Genomic DNA, 23,919 nt, shown 5'->3' with positions numbered 1-23,919 from the left:
TTCCCGCGGCGCCGAGGTGACGACCGCCCAGCGCTCCGGCGGCAGCGACTTGAGAAACGCCACAGCACCCGGAATCGGAACGATGCCCTCGAGGTCGGCCGCCTCGGCCTCGAGCAGCGCATCGGCTTCCACGACGGGATCGACGCCGGGAAGCTTCAGCGCGGCGATGGTCTCGATCGCGCGCTTGCCGTGGATAGTCGGCAGGAAGCTCGCGACGTCGAGGCCGTGACGGCGAGCCCACTTGGTCCACACGCGTTCCGCCGCGGCGATCGAATTGAGGACCGTGCCGTCCATGTCGAAAAGGAAAGCGGCGAACTTTCTGCCTGGGAACATCGGATATCCTGGGGGAATCGTTTTCGGGGAGCGCGAAACGCACCGCTATCCTAACCTCCGAAGCGGAGCCTGCAAAGGCGCATGCCGGCATTTCGACTCGCCGCCGGAACAACGCTCCTCATTGCGGCGTTCTCCAACCAGTCTTGCAAGACCACCAATAAGGGCAAGACCACCAACAAGGGGAAGTGATGCTGATCAGGCTCGGCTACGAACTCGCCATCGAATGCGATGCCGCGACGCCGATCATCGCGCTTCTCGACATCCACCCGGATCGCCATGCCGACATCAAGCGGCAGAGGCGCTTTCTCACCTCGCCTTCGGTGCCGACGACCACCTATCGCGACAGCCATGGCAATATCTGCCGCCGCTTCACGGTGCCGGCCGGCGGTTTCCGCATCCTCTTTGATGGGGTGGTCGAGGACAGCGGCGAGGCCGACGAGATCAACACGCTGGCGCGCGAAATGCCGGTGGCGGAGCTGCCGGACGAGGTGCTCGTCTACCTGCTCGGCAGCCGCTATTGCGAAACCGATCACCTCAGCAACCTCGCCTGGGAGCTGTTCGGCCACCTGCCGCCCGGCTGGGCGCGCGCGCAGGCGATCGTCGACTATGTCCATAGCCGGCTTTCGTTCGGCTACGGCTATGCCCGCGCCACCCGCACGGCGGCGCAGGCGCATGAGGAGCGCGTCGGCGTTTGCCGCGACTTCGCGCATCTCGCGATAGCGCTCTGCCGCGCGATGAACATTCCAGCGCGCTATGTGAACGGCTATCTCGGCGACATCGGCGTGCCGGCCGATCCGGCGCCGATGGATTTCTCAGCCTGGATGGAAGTGTTCCTCGACGGGAAATGGTACGCGTTCGATCCGCGCCACAATCGTCCAAGGATCGGCCGCGTCGTGATCGCGCGCGGCCGCGACGCCACCGACGTGCCGCTGCTGCACAGCTTCGGCCCGCATCGGCTTACCCTGTTCAAGGTGTGGACCTATGAGCAGCAAGGCAATCTGTTCAAGCCGCCGCATCACGGCATCGACAGGACCGCGAGCGCCCAGATGCTCGCGTAAGCCAGGCGGCTGTTTCACTGCGGCGCCAGCACCAGCGCTGACCCGCTTTGGCACAGGCGCACTGTGCCGAAGCGGGAAGGGCCGCAATGGCTCCGCCACTCATGGTAAGCGCTTTATGAACGGCATTTCCCTATTGTGTTTCCATTTACCCGCCATTCACCTTCCTGTCTGCCGTGTTCCAGCAGAAACAATGAGTTAGCTGTCGCTCCGCGCTTTCGAACAGAAGGGTGGCCGTGTCTGGCCGAAATCCTGCAGCGCTTCCGTTGAGCGGCACCGAAGCCGCAGCAGGCGAGGGTGACGATGCGGCAGTTGAAAGGTCTCGCTCGTGGGGTGGACGGCTTTGCGCGGGATCGCGGAGGCAATTTCGCGGTTCTGTTTGGGGCTGCCGCATCGGTGCTGGCGCTGGGGGTGGGATTCGCAGTCAATATCGCGCAGGTCTACAATGCGAGATCGAGTCTGCAGAGCGTCGTCGATGCCGCTGTGACCTCGACGGCACGCGATCTCACCCTTGGTGTCATCAAGGAAGCCGATGCCGACGCGTCGGTACAGGCATTTCTCGACGCCAACAGCGCGGCCGGCATCCTGCAGGCCAAACAGATCGTGCTCGACAAGCTCACCATCGACAGGACATCGAAGACCGTGCAGGTGAATGCGCATGCCGATGTCGGCCTCTATTTTCCGCTGTTCAGCGTTGGCGATATGCACCGTGTCGGCGCCTCGACCACCGCGCTCTATTCAGACAAGAAGATCGAGGTGGCGCTGATGCTCGACATCACCGGCTCCATGGCGGCCAACAAGCGCGCCAAGACCAATAAGATCGGCGACCTGCAGGCGGCCGCGTCGCAGACGGTCAAGGATCTCCTGGGACAGAACCGGGATCCCAGCGAGCCTCGGGTCCGGGTGGCGATCGTCCCCTATGCCGAGGCCGTCAACACTGGCGGCCTCGCCGACACCGTCTTCGTCGAGACGTCGGCCGGACCGAAGCTGCCGCCGCCGATCGATGCGCCGCTTTCCATTTCCGTGACGACCGCGCCTGACAAATGCGCCACCGAGCGCAAGGACAAGGACGGCTATGCCGATTATTCGTCGGATGGCCCGTATACGCTGAGGCAGGACAACAATGGCAGGACCTATCAGGCCAAGGTCAACCGCGACTACCGCATGAAAGTGTGTCCATCCGCGGCTCTGGTTCCGCTGACGGCCGATCAGAACACGCTGCTCACGGCCATCGGTCATTTCCAAGCTGCGGGCGTGACGGCAGGTGGGATTGCCGCGCAATGGGGCTATTACATGCTTTCGCCGTCCTGGCGTTCGGCCATCGCCGATGCCCGCCTGGGCGCGGGTCCGGCGAATTTCGATCCGAAGAAAGTGGCAAAGATCGCCATCCTGATGACGGATGGCCAGTTCAACACCGCCTTTGCCCGCGGGCGCGGCACGTCCGCGTCCGACGACGAGGGCCGGAGGTCGCGCGCCAATGCCGAAGCCATTTGCGAGAATATGAAGCACGACGGCATAGAGGTTTTCACCATCGGCTTCGATCTCAACGATCCGTCGATGACGACGACCGAGAGGGATCAAGCGAGATCCGTATTGAAGGACTGTGCGACCGACGACACGTCGTCGCTGAAGCATTTTTACGAGGCCGCCACGGGCACCGAACTGTCAGATGCCTTCGATCAGATCACCCGCAATATCGAGAAGCTCACCATCAATCGCTGATCCACAGGTCAGCCCGCAGAAGGAAAAGGCCGCCGCTTCTTGACGAAGCAGGCGGCCTTCCGTGTTTCCGTCCATGACGCGGCCCCTGGCGGCGACCCCTTCGGGTCACCTGCCGCGCGTCTCGCGCCTTAACGGGAAGACTGCTTCCCGGAAGTGCAATCCGCTGAGCTCACGTTATGGAAAACGAAATCACTCGACATCGGATCACCTCCTTTCGGTTTGTTGAACACAGCCAAATGATGGGGTGCGTCGCGGCAAAAGACAAGATGACGCAACGGAATGGCCGTGCATCGGGCGAGGATCATCCTCGCGCGATGCTTTTTCGCAACAGATCGGGATTGCGGTCGACAGGCCGGTAGACGACAGTGGCGCTCGAGGGCGGTGTTTCGCCTATCGGGAGGTGGGAATGGACGCCGCCGACAGAGCCGCGCGGATCGTACGCAGGGTCGTCGAGACGTTGAAGCCGGGTTTTGCGGTCAGGCTTTGGACCGGCGAGCGGATCGGGCCCGCCGACGGTCCGGTGCTTGCCATCAACGATCAGGACATCGTCTGGCAACTGCTGCGGCGTCCTGCCTTCTCGACGCTTGTCGAGATGTGGATTTCCAAGACCGTCGACATCGAAGAGGGCACGCTGTTCGACTTCTACGCCGTGCCCTCGCAGGGCAGGCTCAAGACGAAGCTCAGATCATTGCCCAAGCTGGAGATCCTGCGCGACCTCCCGGTAGTGCTGTTCTCGCGAAAACAGATGACGGCGCGCAGCGACCTCTCCGGCCGCAACCCTTATGTCAGCGGGTCGAACAAGGAAGCGATCCAGCATCACTACGACATCTCGAATGCCTTCTACCGGCTCTTCCTTGACGAGCGCATGGTCTATAGCTGCGGCTATTTCAAGGATTTCGCCAACGGCATCGACCAGGCGCAAGTCGACAAGCTCGACCATATCTGCCGCAAGCTCAGGCTGAAGCCCGGCGAAAGGCTGCTCGACATCGGCTGCGGCTGGGGCGCGATGCTGATCCATGCGGCGAAGCATTACGGCGTCGTCGGCCATGGCGTCTCGCTGTCGCGGGCCCAGACGGAGCTTGCCCGCGAGCGCATCCGCGCCGAGGGTCTCGAGGACCGTATCACCATCGAGATCAAATCCTACGCCGAGCTCTCCGGCACGTTCGACAAGATATCGTCCATCGGCATGTTCGAGCATCTGGGTATTGCCAATCACGACGCCTACTTTTCGGCCGTCCATCGTCTGCTCAAGCCCGGCGGAATCTATCTGCACCACGCCATCACCAGGCGCAGCAAGGGCGACATCCGCAAGACGTTGCGCAAGGGCCCGGAATACAAGGCGCTGATCAAATACATCTTCCCAGGTGGAGAGCTCGACACGATCGGCATGACGCTCGGCAATCTCGAGGCGCGTGGCTTCCTCGTCCATGATGTCGAGAACCTTCGCGAGCATTATCAGCGCACCTGCCGGCTGTGGGCCGAGCGTCTCCATGCGCGCTTCGACGAGGCGATCGCCGAGGTCGGCGAGGCGAAAGCGCGGCTATGGCTGCTCTATCTCACCGGCTGCTCGATCGCCTTCGAACGCGCCTCGGCGCAGATTTTCCAGACCGTCGCCACCAAGCGCGCGCGGGGACCAAGCGTCCTGCCGCCGACGCGTGAAGATTTGTACCGGTAGGGACAAGGCAGGTCAGGCGAACCGCACTTCCGCGCCGATCTCGACGCGTGCCGGCCGGTCGACGGTGCAATAAACGCCGATATTGTGGGCGTTGTAGCGGACCAGGTTGCGCAGGATGCCGGGGTCGTTGTCGAAGCCGTCCTGGGCGATGATGGTGAAGCCGCAGCGGCGGCAGGGCTCGGAGATCGTGAGCAACAGATCGCCGATCGCGAGCTTGCGGCCGAGCCATTCCGTCTCCGGGAAGGAGCCTTCGACCGGCTCCATGTCGACGACGATGTTGGGGCGAAAGCGGCGCGAATCTGGCACGCCTTGCGGATGCAGCGCCTTCAGCCGCGCCAGCGAGGCGGTGGTGAGCAGATGGATCGGCGTCCTGCTGTATCGCTCGGCCGTGAGCGGGCCGGCATAGCCCGGCGCGTGCTCGCGGAAGTAAGGCCGGATCGAGGCGTCGAAGCCAAGAAATCCGGAAAGAACCCGGTCGCTTTCCGGGTCGGGCGCCGGCAGCCAGTCGCCGCCGGGCACGGCCACTTCGAGCCGGCGGTCTTCGGTCAGCCGGGTGCGGATCAGCGGCACCTTGTGCCATTTCGGTCCGCGGTCCGGCCTGGCGATCTCGCCATCCGACGCATCGACCAGGCCGAACAGCCGGTCGCCGTCGACAGTCGACGTGCCGACGGAGATGGCGTCCAGCCGCTCGCCGGCAAGCGAGCTCGCCGGATAGCGCCATAGCTGGCTGACGGTGCCGAGTGCGGCCTGCGCGTTCATCAGGCCCTTTTATTCTGCCGGTTGGCAACGAGATCGTCGACCACGGCGGGATCGGCGAGCGTCGAGGTGTCGCCCAGCGCGCCGTAATCGTCCTCGGCGATCTTGCGCAGGATGCGCCGCATGATCTTGCCTGAACGGGTCTTGGGCAGGCCCGGCGCGAACTGGATCTTGTCGGGCGTTGCGATGGCGCCGATCTCCTTGCGGACATGGGCGACAAGCTCCTTGCGCAGATCCTCGCTCGACGTCGTGCCGGACATCAGCGTGACGTAGCAGTAGATTCCCTGACCCTTGATATCGTGCGGATAGCCGACGACGGCGGCTTCCGAGACCTTGTCGTGGCTGACCAGCGCCGATTCAACTTCCGCCGTGCCCATGCGGTGGCCTGAAACGTTGATGACGTCGTCGACGCGGCCGGTGATCCAGTAGTAGCCGTCGGCGTCACGGCGGCAGCCGTCGCCGGTGAAGTATTTGCCCTTGTAAGTCGAGAAATAGGTCTGCACGAAACGGTCGTGATCGCCATAGACGGTGCGCATCTGGCCGGGCCAGGAATCGGTGATGCAGAGATTGCCGTCGGCCGCGCCTTCCAGCACCTTGCCTTCGCCATCGACCAGCTGCGGCTTGACGCCGAAGAAGGGCCGTGTCGCCGAGCCGGCCTTAAGGTCGGTGGCGCCCGGCAGCGGCGTGATCAGGATGCCGCCGGTCTCGGTCTGCCACCATGTGTCGACGATCGGCACCTTGGCGTTGCCGACGACGTTGAAATACCACTCCCAGGCTTCCGGATTGATCGGCTCGCCGACCGTGCCCAGCACGCGCAGCGACTTGCGCGAGGTCTTCTTCACATGGGAATCGCCGGCGCCCATCAGGGCGCGCAGCGCCGTCGGCGCGGTGTAGAAGATGTTGACCTGGTGCTTGTCCACGACTTCCCAGAAGCGCGACTGCGACGGGTAGTTCGGCACGCCCTCGAACATCAGCGTCGTGGCGCCGTTGGCCAAAGGGCCATAGACGATGTAGCTGTGGCCGGTGACCCAGCCGACATCGGCGGTGCACCAGTAGATGTCGCCGTCATGGTAATCGAAGACATACTGGTGCGTCATCGAAACATAGACGAGATAGCCGGCGGTGGTGTGCAGCACGCCCTTCGGCTTGCCGGTCGAGCCCGATGTGTAGAGGATGAACAGCGGGTCCTCCGCCTTCATCTTCTCGGGTTTGCAGTCGGCCTTAACGGTCGCGGCCTCATCGTGGTACCAGACGTCGCGGCCCGGCACCCAGCCGGTCTTGCCGCCGGTGCGTCGCATCACCACCACTTTTTCCACCTTGGTGCCGGCCTTGGCGGCGATGTCGATGGCCTTGTCGGTGTTGTCCTTCAGCGCAATCGGCTTGCCGCCGCGCAGGCCCTCGTCGGCGGTGATGACGATGGTCGACTTGCAGTCGTCGATGCGGCCGGCCAGCGCATCGGGCGAGAAGCCGCCGAAGACGACCGAATGGATGGCGCCGATACGCGTGCAGGCAAGCATCGCGTAAGCCGTTTCGGGAATCATCGGCATGTAGATGGTAACGCGGTCGCCCTTCTTGACGCCGTGCTTCTTCAGGACATTGGCGAAGCGGCAGACATGCGCATAGAGCTCGTTGTAGGTAATCTTCCTATCATCGTAAGGGTTGTCGCCTTCCCAGATGATGGCGGTCTGGTTGCCGCGCTTCTTCAGATGCCGGTCGATGCAGTTGTAGGAAACATTGGTCTGGCCGTCCTCGAACCACTTGATCGAGACCTTGCCGTCGAAGGAAGTGTTCTTGACCTTGGTGAAGGGCTTGAACCAGTCGATGCGCTTGCCGTGCTTGCCCCAAAACTTGTCTGGGTTCTTCACGCTGTCGGCATACCATTTGAGATAGGTGTCGTTGTCGATCAGCGCGTTTTTCTTCCACGCCGGCTGGACGCGGTGGACATGGACATCGGACATTTTCTAGCTTTCCTCCGAAATCGTTCCGCCGGCTTGATGTGCCGACGGCATCACGGCGAAGCAGCCGTGAATTCGCGGCATTATTAACAGTTCCGCCGTGACGGCAACATTAGACGTTGGATTCGCGCGGCGGGATGACGCAGGGGCAAGTGCAAACGCCTGTCAGCACTCTCGCCATAGGGCTGCTAACCATCTGTTTTTCCGATGGAAAACTTGGGTCTGATGTGCGAAAATCAATAGACGGTTAAGCAACGAGGCGCAGAGTTTCGCGTTGGGAGGAAAGGAGAATCAACTGAGGACGGCAATGCGCCATCATCTCGAAATGGACTTGATGCTCAGCGGCTATGGGCTGACCACAGCCAAGATCCTTTATCACTTCCCAGACCATCCACATCTGCTGCAAAGCTATATCTGGCAGGATTACGACATCGCGCCGGAGTTTCCGGTGCTGATCCGCTTCATCGAATTCTGGAAGACCAAGCTCGACGGCCCGCTGCATTCGGTGACGTACACGCACCAGAAGCTGATCGCGCCGAACGAGTGGCGGAAAGTGGACGGGGAGTTCGTGCTGCACTGAGCGGCGCAGAGGTTCTCTGTACGTCGAATGTTGGCGGAAACGCCCATCACTCGTCATCCGCGGGCTTGGTAGGAACGGCCCGGTTCGTTTCAAGCGCCGGCGGAAGCGTTATCGTTCGATTGTCGGGTCGGTAACAAGATCGCTGCCAGCGTGTCGAGGCGCTTAGCGACTGCCGAAGATTGCCGAGCCCAGCCTGACACCGGTCGCGCCGAAGGCGATCGCGGTCTCGTAATCGCCGGACATGCCCATCGAGAGCATTGCGACGCCGGCCTCGCGGGCGATCTTTTCCAAAAGCGCGAAATGCGGGCCGGGATTCTCGTCCGCCGGCGGGATGCACATGAGGCCCTCAATGGCGAGGCCGTGCACCTCGCGGCAGCGTTTGACGAAAGCGACGGCGTCGCGCGGCTCGATGCCGGCCTTCTGCGGCTCGGAACCGGTGTTGACCTGGACATAGAGTTTCGGCGCCCGGCCTTGCCTGGCGGTCTCCTTGGCAAGCTCGGCGGCGATCTTCTCGCGATCGACGGTCTCGATGACATCGAAAAGCGCCACCGCTTCCTTCGTCTTGTTGGATTGCAGCGGCCCGATCAGGTGCAGCTCGATGTCGGGAAACGCCGCTTTCAGCGCCGGCCATTTACCTTGAGCTTCCTGCACGCGGTTCTCGCCGAAAACACGCTGGCCCGCCTCGATGACCGGGCGGATATCTTCGGCCGCGAAGGTCTTCGAGACCGCAACCAGCATGACGGCGCCGGGCTCACGCTTTGCCTCGCGTTCGGCGCTTGCGATCTTCGCCTTGACCGCGCGAAGCTGTTCGACGGGGCTCGTCATGTCCATACCTGCCCATAGTTTTAGCACCAACGCCGGATCGCCACAGTTGACGGGTCTGGCAATCCATGGTGAACACCGCGACGACATTGTCTCGGCTGCCGGCCTTGCCCAGCGCCGCGCACCCGCTTTTAAGTGAAAAACATTCGATGGCAACCGAACGATACAATCCGCGCACGTCAGAGCCCAAATGGCAAAAGGCCTGGGCCGAAAAGAAGCTGTTCGAGGCCAGGAACGAGGACCCGAAGCCGAAATACTACGTGCTCGAGATGTTCCCTTATCCCTCGGGGAAGATCCATATCGGCCACACCCGCAACTATACGATGGGCGACGTCGTCGCGCGCTACAAGCGGGCCAAGGGCTTCAACGTGCTGCACCCGATGGGTTGGGACGCCTTCGGCATGCCGGCCGAGAACGCAGCGATGCAGAACAAGGTCCATCCCAAGGACTGGACCTACGAAAACATCGCCGTCATGCGCGAGCAGCTCAAGATGATGGGCCTGTCGCTCGACTGGGCGCGGGAGTTCGCCACATGCGACGTCGACTACTATCACCGCCAGCAGATGCTGTTCCTCGACTTCGTCGAGAAGGGGCTGGTGACGCGCAAATCGTCCAAGGTCAACTGGGACCCGGCAGACATGACGGTGCTCGCCAACGAGCAGGTCATCGACGGCCGCGGCTGGCGCTCGGGCGCGCTGGTCGAGCAGCGCGAGTTGACGCAGTGGTTCTTCAAGATCACCGATTTCGCGCAGGACCTGCTGGATTCGCTCGGCCGTCTCGACGAATGGCCTGAAAAGGTCAAGCTGATGCAGCATAACTGGATCGGCCGCTCGGAAGGGCTGCTGATCCGCTGGCCGCTGGCGGCTGCAAGCTCTGCCAAGATCGGCGGCGACATGCATGAGCTGGAAGTCTACACGACCAGGCCGGACACCATCTTCGGTGCCTCCTTCATGGCGGTCGCGGCGGATCATCCGCTGGCCAAACAAGCCGCCGAGAACAATCCGGCGCTGGCCAAGTTCATCGACGAGGTCCGCCATATGGGCACCTCGGTGGCGGCGCTTGAGACGGCCGAAAAGAAGGGTTTCGATACCGGCATCCGCGTCGTCCATCCTTTCGACGACAGTTGGACGCTGCCTGTCTATGTCGCGAATTTCGTGCTGATGGAGTATGGCACGGGCGCCATCTTCGGCTGCCCGTCGGGCGATCAGCGCGACCTCGACTTCGCCAACAAATACGGCCTGCCCGTAGTCCCGGTAGTGATGCCGGAAGACGGCGACGCCAAGACCTTCCAGATCATCGAGGAGGCCTATGTCGACGACGGCGTGATGATCAATTCGCGCTTCCTCGACGGCATGGAGCCGCAGCGCGCGTTCGACGAGGTGGCGAAGCTGCTCGAACAGAGGACGATCGGCGGCCGGCCGATGGCAGAGCGCAAGGTGAATTTCCGCCTGCGCGATTGGGGCATCTCGCGCCAGCGCTACTGGGGCTGCCCGATCCCGATGATCCACTGCGAGGCCTGCGGCGTGGTGCCGGTGCCGAAGGCCGATCTGCCGGTGAAACTGCCTGACGACATCGAGTTCGACCGTCCGGGCAATCCGCTCGATCGGCATCCGACATGGCGTCACGTGAAATGCCCGCAATGCGGGCGCGACGCGCGGCGCGAGACCGACACGATGGATACGTTCGTCGATTCGTCGTGGTATTTCGCGCGCTTCACCGCCCCCTGGGCAAACGAGCCGACCGAGCCGAAGGCGGCGGACGAGTGGCTGGCGGTGGACCAGTATATCGGCGGCATCGAGCACGCGATCCTGCATCTGCTCTATTCGCGCTTCTTCACACGTGCCATGCGCGAGACCGGCCATTTGAACCTCGCCGAGCCGTTCAAGGGCCTGTTCACGCAAGGCATGGTGGTGCACGAGACCTACCGCGTCGGCGGTCCGTCGACAAATGGGCGCTGGCTGTCGCCGAGCGAGGTCAGGATCGAGGACGCCGGCGGCAAGCGCCGCGCCATCGAGATCGCGACCGGCGAGGAAGCGACGATCGGCGCGCTCGAGAAGATGTCGAAATCGAAGAAGAACACGGTGAGTCCGGAGGAGATCACCGACGGCTACGGGGCCGATACCGCGCGCTGGTTCATGCTGTCGGACTCGCCGCCGGAGCGCGACGTCGAATGGACCGACGAAGGTGCCGCCGGCGCGCATCGCTTCGTGCAGCGCGTCTGGCGCCTGGTGCAGATCGCGGCCGAACAGCTTGCCGACGTGAAGCCGGCCGCGGCGAGCGAAGGCGAGGCAGGTGCCGTTTCCAAGGCCGCGCACAAGATCCTTAAGGCGATCGGCGAGGACATCGAGAAGCTCGGCTTCAACCGAGCTATCGCCCGCATCTACGAGCTTGCCAATGCGCTGGCCGTGCCGCTCAACGACGTCGCCGAAGGCAAGGCTGACGCGGCGCTGAAGGGCGCCTGCCGCGAGGCCGTCGAGATCCTGGTGCATGTGATCGCGCCGGTGATGCCGCATCTGGCCGAGGAATGCTGGGAGGCGTTGGGCGGCACCGAGATGGTCGCCGAACGGCCTTGGCCTGCCTACGATCCGGCCCTAGTCGTCGACAACGAGATCATGCTGCCGGTGCAGGTCAACGGCAAGAAGCGCGGGGATTTGACAATTGCCCGCGACGCGGATCAAGGTGCCGTCGAAAAGGCGGTGCTGGCTCTCGACTTCGTGCAGAAAGCGCTCGATGGTAAAGCCCCGCGCAAGGTGATCATCATCCCGCAGAGGATCGTCAATGTCGTTGCCTGATCCGGAAAAGTCACAGGCGGCGCGTTTGCTGCGTCGCGCTGCTCTCAGCGGCCTGATCGCCTCGCTGGCACTGGTCTCCGCCTGCACGGTGCGGCCGCTCTATTCCAGCGCGCCGCTCACCGCCGGGTCGCAGGTCGGGGCCGCTGCCGAGCTGGCCTCGATATCGATCAAGCCGGTCAGCACGCGCCCTGCGCAGCAGGTGCGCAACAACCTGATCTTCGCTTTCGGCCAGGGCTCGGGCGAGCCGGCATCGCCTGCCTATACGCTCGACCTCGGCGTCACCGAGCTTGTCGAGTCGGCGGCCATCGTTCAGGTGCAGACCGAAGAGGACGAGCCGACGGCCGGCACCGTGACCCTCACCGCCAATTATGTGCTCAGAGACGCCGCGACCGGCACGGTGGTCGCGCTCGGCAAGCGCTCGATTCCTTCCTCCTTCGACCGGCCGCGCCAGGAGTTTGCGGCCTACCGGGCGCAGATCGACGCCGAGAACCGCGCCGCCCGCGAGCTCGCCGATCTGCTCAGGCTGGCGATCGCCCAGGACCTGGCCAAGAATGGCAAGAAGGCCTGAGCTGGTCTCTGAGCGCCGCCGCGCTATTTCCCTATTCGATGCAACAAAAAGGCCAGGTTATCCCGGCCTTTTTGTTGTCTGATCTCGGGCCTCAGCCAATCTTCTGGCCGGTCTTGGCCCAGTCGGCGAGGAAGGCGGCGAGGCCCTTGTCGGTGAGCGGATGGTTGACCAGCGCCTTCAACGTCGCCGGCGGCGCGGTCACGATATCGGCGCCGATCAAAGCCGCCTGCTTGACGTGGTTCACCGTACGCACGGAAGCGGTCAGAATCTCGGTCTTGAAATCGTAATTGTCGTAGATGGTGCGGATTTCCGAGATCAGCTCCATGCCGTCCGAGCCGGTGTCGTCGATGCGGCCGACGAAGGGCGAGATGAAGGAGGCGCCGGCCTTGGCGGCAAGCAGCGCCTGGTTGGCCGAGAAGCAGAGCGTGACGTTGACCATGCGGTTCATCTCGGTGCGGATCGTCTTGCAGGCCTTCAGACCATCCAGCGTCAGCGGCACCTTGATGGCCACATTCGGTGCGATCTTGGCCAGCACCTCGGCCTCGGCCATCATCTCCTTGTACTCGGTCGCCACGACCTCGGCCGAGACCGGGCCTTCGACAATGTCGCAGATCTGCTTGGTGACCTCGGCGATCTTGCCGCCCGATTTCAGGATTAGCGACGGGTTGGTGGTGACGCCATCGAGCAGCCCCAGATCGTGCAGCTCCTTAATTTCCTTGATGTCAGCGGTATCGACAAAAAACTTCATGGCTGTCTCCTTGGGGATTGCCTGACGCCGGCCAGGCAGATGCGGGGGTCCCCTTTGATCTAGAGCAAAGTCGGGGCAAGGTCACGCCCGATGATCGAAGATTCGCCCTTTGTCGCGGCCGCGCCGGTGCTGGTGCCGATGCCGGCCGAACGGCCCTACACATATGCCGTGCCGCCAGGCATGCGCGTGGTGCCGGGCTCGATCGTGCGCGTGCCGCTGGGGCCGCGGCAGGTCGCCGGCATCGTCTGGGACGCCGTCGTCGAATCCGTCGATCCGAAAAAGCTGCGGCCGATCGAGGAGGTCTTCGACTGCCCGCCGATCGACAAGGCCATGCGCCGTTTCGTCGACTGGATCGCCCAATACACGCTGTCGGCGCCCGGCATGGTGGCGCGGATGTTGTTGAGGGCGCCGGAAGCTTTCGACCCGGAGCCGTGGATCGAAGGCCTGCAGCGCACGCTTGCCGAGCCCGACCGATTGACCGACGCGCGACGCCGCGTGCTGGAGACGGCCGAAGGCGGGCTTGCCTGGACGCGCTCCGGTCTCGCCCATGCGGCGGGTGTCTCCTCGACCGTCATCGATGGCTTGAGGGCACAAGGCGTGTTTGAGACGGTGATGATCCCGCCAAGGCCGGTGGTCGCCGCACCCGATCCCGGCCATGCTGTGCCGGAATTGATGCCGGACCAGAAGGCGGCGGCCGAGAAGCTGCGCGCGGTGATCGCCGCCGACGCCTTCAACGTCACCTTGCTCGACGGCGTCACCGGATCGGGCAAGACGGAAGTCTATTTCGAGGCGGTGGCGGCGGCGCTCGACAAGGGCAAGCAGGTACTGATCCTGCTGCCGGAGATCGCGCTGACGCACGCTTTCCTCGAACGCTTCCAGGACCGCTTCGGCGCCAAACCGGCGGAATGGCATTCGGACCTGCCGCCCCGGATGCGCGAACGCGTCTGGCGGCAGGCGGCGGAGGGTGGCGTGCGCGTCGTCGCCGGGGCGCGCTCGGCGCTGTTCTTGCCGTTCAAGGAGCTAGGCCTGATCGTCGTCGACGAGGAGCATGACCCGGCCTACAAACAGGAAGACCGCGTCTTCTATAATGCGCGCGACATGGCGGTGGTGCGCGGCCATATCGGCGCTTTCCCGGTCGTGCTCGCCTCGGCGACGCCGTCGGTCGAGAGCCGCGTCAACGCCAGCCAGGGCCGCTACCAGCGCGCGGTGCTGTCGGCGCGTTTTGCCGAGGCGGCGCTCCCCGACCTGAAATCGATCGACATGCGGCGCGCGCCGCCGGCGCGCGGCGGTTTTCTGTCGCCTCTCCTTCTGGAGCAGATGGAGCGCACGCTGAAGAGACAAGAGCAGTCGCTGCTCTTCCTCAACCGGCGCGGCTATGCGCCGCTGACGCTCTGCCGCGTCTGCGGCCATCGCTTCGGCTGCCCGGTCTGCTCGGCCTGGCTGGTCGAGCATCGCTTTCGCGGCCAGCTCGTTTGCCATCATTGCGGCCACAATGAGCGGCGGCCGGAAGCTTGCCCGGAATGCGGCACGCTCGATCATCTGGTCGCCTGCGGGCCGGGCGTCGAGCGCATCGCCGAGGAAGTGGTGGCGCATTTCCCGGAAGCCCGCACGATCGTATTGTCGTCCGATCTCTTGGGCGGCGTGCGCCGGCTGCGGCTCGAGCTCGAGGCCGTCGCCAATGGCGAGGCCGATATCGTCATCGGCACGCAGCTCGTCGCCAAGGGTCACAACTTCCCCGGCATGACGCTGGTCGGCGTGGTCGACGCCGATCTCGGCCTCGCCAATGGCGATCCGCGCGCCGCCGAGCGCACGTTCCAGCTGCTCAGCCAGGTGACCGGGCGCGCCGGCCGCACCGGCAAGAAGAGCCTCGGCCTGCTGCAGACCTATCAGCCCGACCATCCGGTGATGCGGGCGATCGTCTCCGGCGATTCGGAAGCCTTTTACGAGCGCGAAATCGCCGAGCGGGAGCGGGCCGTACTGCCACCGTTCGGCCGGCTCGCTGGCATCATCGTCAGTGCCGCGACACGCGCCGAGGCCGAAACCCATGCGCGGGGCTTGCGGCGCGCGGCACCTACAGCCTCCGATCTCTTCGTGCTCGGACCGGCCGAGGCGCCGCTGTCGCTGATCGGCGGCCGCCACCGCTTCCGCTTGCTGGTGCAAGGCGAGCGGCGCGCCGACATGCAAGGGTTTATCCGAGCCATGCTGGCGGATGGGCCGAAGCTGCGCGGCTCGGTCAGGGTGCAGGTCGACATCGACCCGCAGAGCTTCCTATAAGCGAGAAAGACAGTCCCAACGGAGTGCTCGCTTTATGAAAACCCTCGGCCTTATCGGCGGCATGAGCTGGGAATCGACGGCGATCTACTACCGACTGCTCAACGAGATCGTGCGCGAGCGGCTGGGCGGGCTGCATTCGGCCGAGCTGTTGCTCTGGTCGTTCGACTTCGCCGAGATCGCCGAACGCCAGCATGCCGGCGACTGGGACGGCGCCGGTGTCCTTCTGGTAAAAGCAGCGCGCAAGCTGGAGGCCGGCGGCGCCGAGGGCTTGATGATTTGCACCAACACGATGCACAAACTCGCCGACACGGTGCAAGCGGCCATCTCGATTCCCATTATCCATATCGCCGACGCAACTGGACACGCTGTTGTCGCCGCAGGCGTGAAGCGCCCGGCGCTGCTGGCGACACGCTTCACCATGGAACAGGATTTCTATAAAGGGCGGCTCGCCGACAAATACGGCCTGCAGCCGGTCGTGCCCGCCCAGGCCGGCCGCGACATGGTGCACCGGATTATCTATGATGAGCTCTGCCAAGGCGTCGTCAAAGCCGACTCGAAGTCCGCCTACGTCGAGGAAGTCGGCCGTCTGCGGCGCGACGAAAAGATCGACGGCCTCATCATGGGCTGCACCGAGATCACCATACTGATCGGCCAGGGCGATTTCGACATGCCGGTGTTCGACACCACGCGCATCCAGGCCGAGGCAGCGATCGACTTCGCATTGTCCTGATCGGGCGCTCTTCTGTCGCTTCTTCTCTTGCGGTCTTTTCAAATGTGCCGGCCGACATCTGGCGCGCGGATTTTCCTCGGCTAGAATGCCGGCAATTTCAGAACAAGACTTTACGAGGGGGATCAGATGGAGTTCGCGTTTCCGTGGCCGGCGAGCCAGGGCGAGTGGCTGGCATGGTCGAGCGCCGTCGTGACGCTGCTCATCGGCCTCGGCCTCTTCCTGGCGCCGAGTCTCGCCTTCCGCATCCTGCGCCTGCAGGCAAAGCCGGAGAAAGCGGCGGCGATCGCCGAAGGGCGCGGCCGCATGTCGGGCTTCTATCTCGGCGTCAGCCTGTGCTGCATCCTGCTCGCACAGCCGCTGCTCTATATGGCGCTCGGCTTCTCATGGCTGTTCACCGCTTTCGGTCGGCTTTTGTCGATGATGTCGGACGGCGCCAATACACCTTTCAACTGGGCTTCCATCGTGGTTGAATTGGCCCTGGCGGCGCTGCCGCTTGCCTTCGCCTTCGGCTTCGTACCGTGAATTCGTGGCTAATCCGCCGCTCAGGCTCGGCCTTCGCCGTCTGATGCGACAAAAGTGCCTGAAACCATGCCGGACGATGCATTGCGGTCTCAAAAGGCCTGTGCTAGACGGCAATCGACTTTCGGCCGGGGATAGCGGAAGCCATCCCTCCGTGCTTGGAAAAATCGCAGTAAGGTCAAAGATTTAGCCAGAGTTTTCGCTCGCGCCAACAATCTGCGGCCTGTCAGACAAGAGAAAAGACGGTCCGTGGCCCAATCGTCATCGCCAATCTCAGCTGTCGCAGAGCGCTATGCAAGCTCGCTGTTCGAGCTCGCGCTGCAGGAAAATTCGGTCGCCCAGGTCGAGGCTGACCTCAACGATTTCGAGGCGATGCTCAATGGCAGCGCCGACCTTGCCCGGCTCATCAACAGCCCGGTGTTCTCCAGCGACGATCAGGCCAAGGCGATCGGCGCGATCATCTCCAGAGCCAACATCACCGGCCTCGTCGGCAATTTCCTGCGCGTCGTCGCCCGCAACCGCCGCCTGTTCGCCGTGCCCGGCATGATCAAGGCGTTCCGCCAGATTGCCGCCGACCACCGTGGCGAGGCGTCCGCCGAAGTCACCTCCGCGCATGCGCTGACGGATGCGCAGCAGGCCGAACTCAAGGCGACGCTGACGGGAATCGCCGGCAAGGACGTGGCCATCGCCATGACCGTCGACCCGTCGCTGCTCGGCGGCCTGATCGTCAAGATGGGCTCGCGCCAGATCGATACGTCGCTCAAAACCAAACTCAATTCGCTCAAGCTTGCACTGAAAGAGGTCGGCTGATGGACATCCGCGCCGCGGAAATTTCCGCAATTCTGAAAGACCAGATCAAGAATTTCGGCAAGGAGGCCGAGGTCTCCGAAGTCGGCCAGGTTCTGTCCGTCGGTGACGGCATTGCCCGCGTCTACGGGCTCGACAACGTCCAGGCCGGCGAGATGGTCGAATTCCCGGGCGGCATCCGCGGCATGGCGCTGAACCTCGAAGCCGACAATGTCGGCGTCGTCATCTTCGGCAACGACCGCGACATCAAGGAAGGCGACACCGTCAAGCGCACCGGCGCCATCGTCGACGTTCCGGTCGGTCCCGGCCTGCTCGGCCGCGTGGTCGACGCGCTCGGCAATCCGATCGACGGCAAGGGCCCGATCCAGGCGACCGAACGCCGCCGCGTCGACGTCAAGGCGCCCGGCATCATTCCGCGCAAGTCGGTGCATGAGCCGATGTCGACCGGCCTCAAGGCCATCGACGCGCTGATCCCGGTCGGCCGCGGCCAGCGCGAACTGGTCATCGGCGACCGTCAGACCGGCAAGACCGCCATCATCCTCGACACGATGCTGAACCAGAAGTCGGTGCACGACAACGGCCCGGAGAAGGAGAAGCTCTACTGCGTCTACGTCGCCGTCGGCCAGAAGCGCTCGACCGTCGCGCAGTTCGTCAAGGTGCTGGAGGAGCGCGGCGCGCTCGACTACTCCATCATCATCGCCGCGACCGCGTCGGATCCGGCGCCGATGCAGTTCCTGGCGCCGTTCGCCGGCTGCACCATGGGCGAATATTTCCGCGACAACGGCATGCATGCCCTCATTAGCTATGACGACCTGTCGAAGCAGGCCGTCGCCTACCGCCAGATGTCGCTGCTGTTGCGCCGCCCGCCGGGCCGCGAAGCCTATCCGGGCGACGTGTTCTACCTGCATTCGCGCCTGCTGGAGCGCGCCGCGAAGCTCAATGACGATAATGGCAACGGCTCGCTGACCGCGCTGCCCATCATCGAGACGCAGGCCAACGACGTGTCGGCCTACATCCCGACCAACGTGATCTCGATCACCGACGGCCAGATCTTCCTCGAGACCAACCTCTTCTTCCAGGGCATCCGCCCGGCGGTGAACGTCGGTCTGTCGGTGTCGCGCGTCGGCTCCTCGGCGCAGGTCAAGGCGATGAAGCAGGTCGCCGGCTCGATCAAGGGCGAGCTCGCGCAGTACCGCGAAATGGCGGCCTTCGCGCAGTTCGGCTCCGACCTCGACGCCGCCACCCAGCGTCTGCTCAATCGCGGTTCGCGCCTGACGGAGCTCCTGAAGCAGCCACAGTTCTCGCCGCTCAAGACCGAAGAGCAGGTCGCGGTGATCTTCGCCGGCGTCAATGGCTATCTCGACAAGCTGGCGCTGAATCAGGTCGGCAAGTTCGAGCATGGCCTGCTCAGCCACATGCGCTCGGCCGGCAAGGACGTGCTCGACAGCATCCGCAAGGAGAAGGCGCTGTCGGACGACTTGCGCGGCAAGCTCAAGGCCGAGATCGACGCCTTCGCCAAGACCTTCGCTTAACGAGCAGCCGGACGCACGGGATGAGGTTTGAAGCATGCCTTCATTAAAAGACCTTCGTAACCGTATCGCCTCGGTCAAGGCGACGCAGAAGATCACCAAGGCGATGCAGATGGTCGCCGCGGCGAAGCTGCGTCGCGCGCAGGAAGCGGCGGAAGCGGCGCGTCCCTATTCCGAGCGGATGGGGGCGGTGCTGGCCAACATCACCCAGGCGATCGGCGGCGGCGGCGATGCCCCGGCGCTGATGACGGGCACCGGCAGGGACGACGTGCATCTGCTCATCGTCTGCACCGCCGAGCGCGGCCTGTGCGGCGGCTTCAACTCCCAGATCGCGCGCCTAGCCCGCGAGCATATTCGTAAGCTTCTCGCCGACGGCAAGCAGGTCAAGATCATCTGCGTCGGCAAGAAGGGTTTTGACATCCTGCGCCGCGAGTACGGTTCGCTGATCCTCGAGCGCGTCGACCTGCGCGAGGTCAAGACGCTCGGCTTCGTCAATGCCGATGCGATCGCTCGCAAGGTGATCAACTTGTTCAACCAGGGCGGCTTCGACGTCTGCACGCTGTTCTATTCGCAGTTCAAGTCGGTGATCAGCCAGATTCCGACGGCGCAGCAGATCATCCCGGCGGCCCCGGCTTCCGCCGCTGCCGAGACGAGCAACGGCGCCACGGCCGTCTACGAATACGAGCCGGAGCCGGGCGAGATCCTCTCCGACCTCATCCCGCGCAACATCGCGGTGCAGATCTTCCGCGCGCTGCTGGAAAACGCGGCCGGCGAGATGGGCGCCAAGATGAGCGCGATGGACAATGCGACGCGCAACGCCGGCGACATGATCAACAGGCTGTCGATCACCTACAATCGCCAGCGGCAGGCGCAGATCACCAAGGAACTCATCGAAATCATTTCGGGCGCCGAGGCGCTCTAGGCGCGCCCCGCCGCCGAGGCCATCGACCTCGCGGCAGACGGCGTGAGCAACAGACAGACGAAAAGGGCAAAGACGATGGCGAAAGCAGCTACCCCGAAGACCGCCGCCAAGGCGGCACCGGCCCCCAAGGCGGCAAAGGCTCCGGCAGCAGCCGCGAATGCCGTTCCGGCCAAGAAGGCGGCCGCTCCGGCCAAGGCAGCGGCTCCGGCGAAGGCGGCCAGCGTTGCGGCGAAGCGGGTCGGCGCCGCCGGCAAGGTGCGCCAGGTCATCGGCGCCGTCGTCGACGTCCAGTTCGAAGATCATTTGCCGGCCATTCTGAATGCGCTGGAAACCGACAATGTCGGCAACCGCCTGGTCCTCGAAGTCGCCCAGCATCTCGGCGAGAACACCGTGCGGTGCATCGCCATGGACTCGACCGAAGGTCTCGTGCGCGGCCAGGATGTCTATGACACCGGCGGACCGATTTCGGTGCCGGTCGGCCCCGGCATGCTCGGCCGCATCATCAACGTCATCGGCGAACCGGTCGACGAGGCCGGCCCGGTCGACGCCGTCGAAATGCGCGCCATCCACCAGCCGGCCCCGGCCTATGTCGACCAGTCGACGGAAGCGCAGATCCTGGTCACCGGCATCAAGGTTCTCGACCTGCTGGCGCCTTACGCCCGCGGCGGCAAGATCGGCCTGTTCGGCGGCGCCGGCGTCGGCAAGACCGTGCTGATCCAGGAGCTGATCAACAACGTCGCCAAGGCCCACGGCGGCTTCTCGGTGTTCGCCGGCGTCGGCGAGCGCACCCGCGAAGGCAACGACCTCTATCACGAGTTTATCGAATCGGGCGTCAACAAGAAGGGCGGCGGCCAGGGCTCGAAGGCCGCGCTGGTGTACGGCCAGATGAACGAGCCGCCGGGCGCGCGCGCCCGCGTCGGCCTGACCGGCCTCACCGTCGCCGAGTATTTCCGCGACCAGGGCCAGGACGTGCTGTTCTTCGTCGACAACATCTTCCGCTTCACTCAGGCGGGATCGGAAGTGTCGGCGCTGCTCGGCCGCATCCCCTCGGCCGTGGGCTATCAGCCGACGCTCGCCACCGACATGGGCGCGCTGCAGGAGCGCATCACGACCACGACCAAGGGTTCGATCACCTCGGTGCAGGCCATCTACGTTCCGGCCGACGACTTGACCGACCCGGCGCCGGCCACGTCCTTCGCCCACCTCGACGCCACGACCGTGCTCAACCGCGCGATCTCGGAAAAGGGCATCTACCCGGCCGTTGATCCGCTCGATTCGACCTCGCGCATGCTCGACCCGATGGTTGTCGGCGAGGAGCACTACCAGGTCGCCCGCCAGGTGCAGTCCATCCTGCAGCGCTACAAGTCGCTGCAGGACATCATCGCCATCCTTGGCATGGACGAGCTGTCGGAAGAGGACAAGCAGACCGTTGCCCGCGCCCGCAAGATCGAGCGCTTCCTGTCGCAGCCGTTCTTCGTCGCCGAAGTGTTCACGGGCTCGCCCGGCAAGCTGGTCGACCTTGCCGACACCATCAAGGGCTTCAAGGGCCTTTGCGCCGGTGATTACGACCATCTGCCCGAGGCCGCCTTCTACATGGTCGGCGGCATCGAGGAAGCGGTCGAGAAGGCGCAGCGCCTGGCGGCTGAAGCGGCGTAAAGAAGCGAATAGCGAATAGGGAGTAGCGAATAGGGATCAGTGGGCCGGCCGAGTTTTTCACTACTCGCTACTCGCTATTCCCTACTCGCTAGATTGGCATGGCTGAAGCTTTCAAGTTCGAACTGGTCTCGCCGGAGCGGCTGCTCCTTTCCGAGCAGGTCGAGTCCGTCGTCATCCCGGGCGCCGAAGGCGAGATGACCGTGATGGCGCAGCACGCTCCGGTCATGACCACGATCAAGCCCGGCGTCGTCACGGTGAAAACCGCGGCAGGCAAGGAAGAGCGCTACGTCGTGTTCGGCGGCTTCGCCGACATCTTGCCTTCCGGCTGCACGCTGCTGGCCGAATCGGCGGTCGCCGTCGGCGACATCGACCGCGCTGATCTCGCCCGCCGCATCCAGGAAGCCAGGGAAGACGCCGCCGACGCCAAGGACGACGAAGCCCGCAGCAAGGCCGAGCAGTTTCTCAGCCAGCTCACCACGTTGGAAGGCGCGCTGCTGCCGGCCTGACGGCGGCATCTTAGGATGGACTGAAAGAGAGCGGGCTTGCCCCGCTTTTTTGTTTGCCTCGTTTGCCCGTTTTCTCGTTTGGGAGACAGTTCGCCCTGCTTGTCAGGGTGTCTTGCGGTTTCATGCAAACGGCGAGCCGCTCTATCTTCTTGTTTGGGTGATCGACCCCGACACGAGTTCGGCAGGCGACGACACGCCGGAAATCGTCGTGCCGCCTGATGAATATTTCATGCTCGGCGACAATCGCGACAATTTGGCCGACAGCCGCTTCACCGGGCACGGTGCCGTACGGCAATCTCGTTGGCAAGGCAGTGCGCCTGTTCTGGACGGGGCCTACTCTGCCGCACGGCAGGTCGTGAACGAGTCGGGCGAGTAGTCTCGGTTCAGAGACGCGCTACTCGGCCAGCCGGGGCGGTTCCTTGCCGATGCCGAGCGCCGCGAGAGCCAGCTTCGGACCGCCCTGCTTGAAATGGACGAGATGCGTCGCGACAAACTCGATCAATTTCTGTCGCTCCGGATGATCTTTGGCAAAGCCGGCGAGGTCGAACACGGCCTCGGCCATTGTTGCCGCCGGCAGATTGCGGCCGAACAGGTTGCTGAGGGCGTCGTCGAGCGGGTCGGTGAAATGACCCTCGGGCAAGCTGCCACCGCGCGCGGAGCATGCGGCGATCCAGGCGGCGACAACCAGCGACAGATGTTCCGGCAGCAGGCCCGCCTCCAGCCGGGCAAGCGCGGAAGCGACGATGCGCTGCGGCAGCTTCTGGCTGCCATCATTAGCGATTTGCGCGGTGCGATGAGCAAGCGCGGTGTTGGAGAAGCGCTGGGCGAGCTCGGCGGTGTAGGCGGCGGTATCAAGGCCTGCATCCTGGGGCAGCGTCGGCACGGCTTCGGCCCACAATGCGTCGACAAACCGTCGGATCGACGGGTCGGCGAAGGCGCGGTCGACGGTCGCGTGGCCGCTGAGCAGCCCTAGATAGGCGATGCCGGAATGCGCGCCGTTGAGCAGTCTCAGCTTCATGTCCTCGAAGGGACCGACATGCTCGACCATGGTGACGCCGAATTTCTCCCAGGCCGGCCGCCCGGTGGGGAAACGATCCTCAATCACCCATTGCCGGAACGGCTCGGTCATCACCGGCCAGGCATCCTCGAGACCAAGCTCGCCGGCGATGCGGGCGCGGTCGGCGTCGGTGGTCGCCGGCACGATGCGGTCGACCATGGAAGACGGGAAGGCCACTTCGTTGGCGACATGGCTGGCGAGTTCGGTATCGTCCTGTCGAGCGAGCCCGGCATCGCCCTGTCGAGCGAGCCGTAAGTCGCGCAGTTTCGCGAACTCGAGCAACAGCTTGTGCAGCGTGGCGCCGTTGGCCGGAAGGTTGTCGCAGCACAGCACCGTGAAGGGCGGCGTGCCGGCGGCGCGGCGGCGCGCAAGCGCCTCGGCCAGGAAACCATGCGCCGTCTTCGGCGATCCAGGGTTTCCCAGATCGTGGACGATGTCGGGATGAGTTTCGTCGAGCCTGCCGTCGGCGGCCCTTAGATAGGCCTTTTCGGTGATGGTCAGCGTGACGATGCGGGTGCGCGGATCGGTGAGCGCGGTAAGCACGGCGCCCGGATCTTCGGGCGCCACCAGCAACGACAGGATCGAGCCGATGACCTGCAACTGCTCGCCGGCGCTTTCCCTCACCGCCAGCGTGTAGAGACCGTCCTGCGGCGACAGCGCATCGCGTGTGTCGGGACTGCGCAGCGAGACGCCAGTGATGCCCCAACCCGTCTCGCCATCAGCCAGGGAGGCGTCGACATAGGCCGCCTGATGAGCGCGATGGAAGGCGCCGACGCCGAGATGGACGATGCCGGGCGTCACGGCGCCGCGATCGTAGCGGGGTATGGCGATTGTGCCCGGCAGCTGCGCGATCGTGGCGTTCGACAGTCGGCTGTTCATTGGTTTGAAGTCTCCGATCGGCGCGTCGAGCCTG

20 protein-coding genes and 1 pseudogene are annotated in these 23,919 nt (G+C 64.2%); 15 read left to right on the top strand and 6 right to left on the bottom strand.

Features of this window, described 5'->3' with window-relative positions:
• Positions 1-333: HAD family hydrolase (locus tag EOA49_RS06645; RefSeq protein ID WP_348626860.1), on the bottom strand; the 333-nt coding region annotated here is incomplete at its 3' end.
• A gap of 188 nt (positions 334-521) precedes the next feature.
• Here EOA49_RS06645 and EOA49_RS06640 point away from each other — a divergent pair.
• The 3 genes from EOA49_RS06640 (at position 522) to EOA49_RS06630 (ending at position 4,785) form a co-directional block, all read left to right on the top strand.
• A complete protein-coding gene (locus tag EOA49_RS06640; protein WP_127214102.1) occupies positions 522-1,391 on the top strand; it encodes a transglutaminase family protein in 870 nt (289 codons plus the stop codon).
• 300 nt (positions 1,392-1,691) lie between these two features.
• Positions 1,692-3,110 carry a pilus assembly protein gene (locus tag EOA49_RS06635; protein ID WP_127239254.1) on the top strand — a complete coding sequence of 473 codons (1,419 nt, stop codon included), beginning with the start codon at positions 1,692-1,694 and terminating at the stop codon, positions 3,108-3,110.
• Between the two features lie 406 nt (positions 3,111-3,516).
• Complete coding sequence (locus EOA49_RS06630) at positions 3,517-4,785, top strand: cyclopropane-fatty-acyl-phospholipid synthase family protein (RefSeq protein ID WP_067324947.1); 1,269 nt, start codon at positions 3,517-3,519, stop codon at positions 4,783-4,785.
• A gap of 12 nt (positions 4,786-4,797) precedes the next feature.
• On the opposite strand, the gene EOA49_RS06625 is transcribed toward EOA49_RS06630, so the two are convergent.
• Together EOA49_RS06625 and acs are read right to left on the bottom strand one after the other, a co-directional pair.
• Positions 4,798-5,544, bottom strand: a complete 747-nt coding sequence (locus tag EOA49_RS06625; RefSeq protein WP_067324949.1) for an MOSC N-terminal beta barrel domain-containing protein — start codon at positions 5,542-5,544, stop codon at positions 4,798-4,800.
• The gene (gene acs, locus EOA49_RS06620) at positions 5,544-7,499 is read right to left on the bottom strand and encodes an acetate--CoA ligase (protein WP_127239255.1); all 1,956 of its coding nucleotides are present in this window, start codon (positions 7,497-7,499) and stop codon (positions 5,544-5,546) included. The genes EOA49_RS06625 and acs overlap by 1 nt, the downstream gene beginning before the upstream one ends.
• Positions 7,500-7,803: 304 nt before the next feature.
• Between acs and EOA49_RS06615 the strand changes: the two genes are divergently transcribed.
• A complete protein-coding gene (locus EOA49_RS06615) occupies positions 7,804-8,076 on the top strand; it encodes an aspartate-semialdehyde dehydrogenase (protein ID WP_067001506.1) in 273 nt (90 codons plus the stop codon).
• A gap of 162 nt (positions 8,077-8,238) precedes the next feature.
• On the opposite strand, the gene EOA49_RS06610 is transcribed toward EOA49_RS06615, so the two are convergent.
• Positions 8,239-8,901, bottom strand: a complete 663-nt coding sequence (locus tag EOA49_RS06610) for a YggS family pyridoxal phosphate-dependent enzyme (protein WP_127239256.1) — start codon at positions 8,899-8,901, stop codon at positions 8,239-8,241.
• A gap of 146 nt (positions 8,902-9,047) precedes the next feature.
• On the opposite strand from EOA49_RS06610, the gene leuS reads away from it, so the two are divergent.
• Together leuS and lptE are read left to right on the top strand one after the other, a co-directional pair.
• A complete protein-coding gene (leuS, locus tag EOA49_RS06605; protein WP_127243096.1) occupies positions 9,048-11,690 on the top strand; it encodes a leucine--tRNA ligase in 2,643 nt (880 codons plus the stop codon).
• Positions 11,677-12,258, top strand: a complete 582-nt coding sequence (gene lptE / locus EOA49_RS06600; RefSeq protein WP_067324955.1) for an LPS assembly lipoprotein LptE — start codon at positions 11,677-11,679, stop codon at positions 12,256-12,258. The genes leuS and lptE overlap by 14 nt, the downstream gene beginning before the upstream one ends.
• Before the next feature lie 91 nt (positions 12,259-12,349).
• Here the strand turns inward: lptE and fsa are convergent, their stop codons facing one another.
• A complete protein-coding gene (gene fsa / locus EOA49_RS06595; protein ID WP_095799713.1) occupies positions 12,350-13,006 on the bottom strand; it encodes a fructose-6-phosphate aldolase in 657 nt (218 codons plus the stop codon).
• A gap of 90 nt (positions 13,007-13,096) precedes the next feature.
• Here fsa and EOA49_RS06590 point away from each other — a divergent pair, with 90 nt between their 5' ends.
• The 9 genes and pseudogenes from EOA49_RS06590 to EOA49_RS32550 form a co-directional block, all read left to right on the top strand.
• Positions 13,097-15,280, top strand: a complete 2,184-nt coding sequence (locus EOA49_RS06590) for a primosomal protein N' (RefSeq protein WP_127239258.1) — start codon at positions 13,097-13,099, stop codon at positions 15,278-15,280.
• 34 nt (positions 15,281-15,314) lie between these two features.
• Positions 15,315-16,010: an aspartate/glutamate racemase family protein gene (locus tag EOA49_RS06585; RefSeq protein WP_095799715.1), complete on the top strand. Its 696-nt coding sequence runs from the start codon at positions 15,315-15,317 to the stop codon at positions 16,008-16,010.
• Between the two features lie 126 nt (positions 16,011-16,136).
• Complete coding sequence (locus EOA49_RS06580; RefSeq protein ID WP_127239259.1) at positions 16,137-16,532, top strand: DUF4345 family protein; 396 nt, start codon at positions 16,137-16,139, stop codon at positions 16,530-16,532.
• A gap of 246 nt (positions 16,533-16,778) precedes the next feature.
• On the top strand, positions 16,779-17,339 hold the full coding sequence (locus EOA49_RS06575; RefSeq protein WP_067324965.1) for a F0F1 ATP synthase subunit delta: 561 nt from the start codon (positions 16,779-16,781) through the stop codon (positions 17,337-17,339).
• Complete coding sequence (atpA, locus tag EOA49_RS06570) at positions 17,339-18,868, top strand: F0F1 ATP synthase subunit alpha (RefSeq protein ID WP_127239260.1); 1,530 nt, start codon at positions 17,339-17,341, stop codon at positions 18,866-18,868. The genes EOA49_RS06575 and atpA overlap by 1 nt, the downstream gene beginning before the upstream one ends.
• A gap of 34 nt (positions 18,869-18,902) precedes the next feature.
• The gene (locus tag EOA49_RS06565; protein WP_067001531.1) at positions 18,903-19,787 is read left to right on the top strand and encodes a F0F1 ATP synthase subunit gamma; all 885 of its coding nucleotides are present in this window, start codon (positions 18,903-18,905) and stop codon (positions 19,785-19,787) included.
• Positions 19,788-19,862: 75 nt separating this feature from the next.
• Positions 19,863-21,443, top strand: coding sequence for a F0F1 ATP synthase subunit beta (atpD, locus tag EOA49_RS06560; protein WP_164746617.1), 1,581 nt, complete (start codon positions 19,863-19,865; stop codon positions 21,441-21,443).
• A 98-nt stretch (positions 21,444-21,541) separates the two neighbouring features.
• Positions 21,542-21,949: a F0F1 ATP synthase subunit epsilon gene (locus EOA49_RS06555; RefSeq protein WP_127239261.1), complete on the top strand. Its 408-nt coding sequence runs from the start codon at positions 21,542-21,544 to the stop codon at positions 21,947-21,949.
• Between the two features lie 175 nt (positions 21,950-22,124).
• A pseudogene (locus tag EOA49_RS32550) lies at positions 22,125-22,308 on the top strand (S26 family signal peptidase); the annotation flags it as partial.
• A gap of 35 nt (positions 22,309-22,343) precedes the next feature.
• Here the strand turns inward: EOA49_RS32550 and EOA49_RS06550 are convergent.
• Entirely contained in the window at positions 22,344-23,885 is a 1,542-nt protein-coding gene (locus EOA49_RS06550; RefSeq protein ID WP_127239262.1) for a mannitol dehydrogenase family protein, read from the bottom strand.
• Positions 23,886-23,919 lie beyond the last annotated feature (34 nt).

Source organism: Mesorhizobium sp. M1A.F.Ca.IN.020.04.1.1, from assembly GCF_003997315.1.
Lineage (GTDB): Bacteria > Pseudomonadota > Alphaproteobacteria > Rhizobiales > Rhizobiaceae > Mesorhizobium.
Note: the sequence above shows the minus strand (reverse complement) of the source record. Positions and strands in the feature narration are given on the sequence as shown.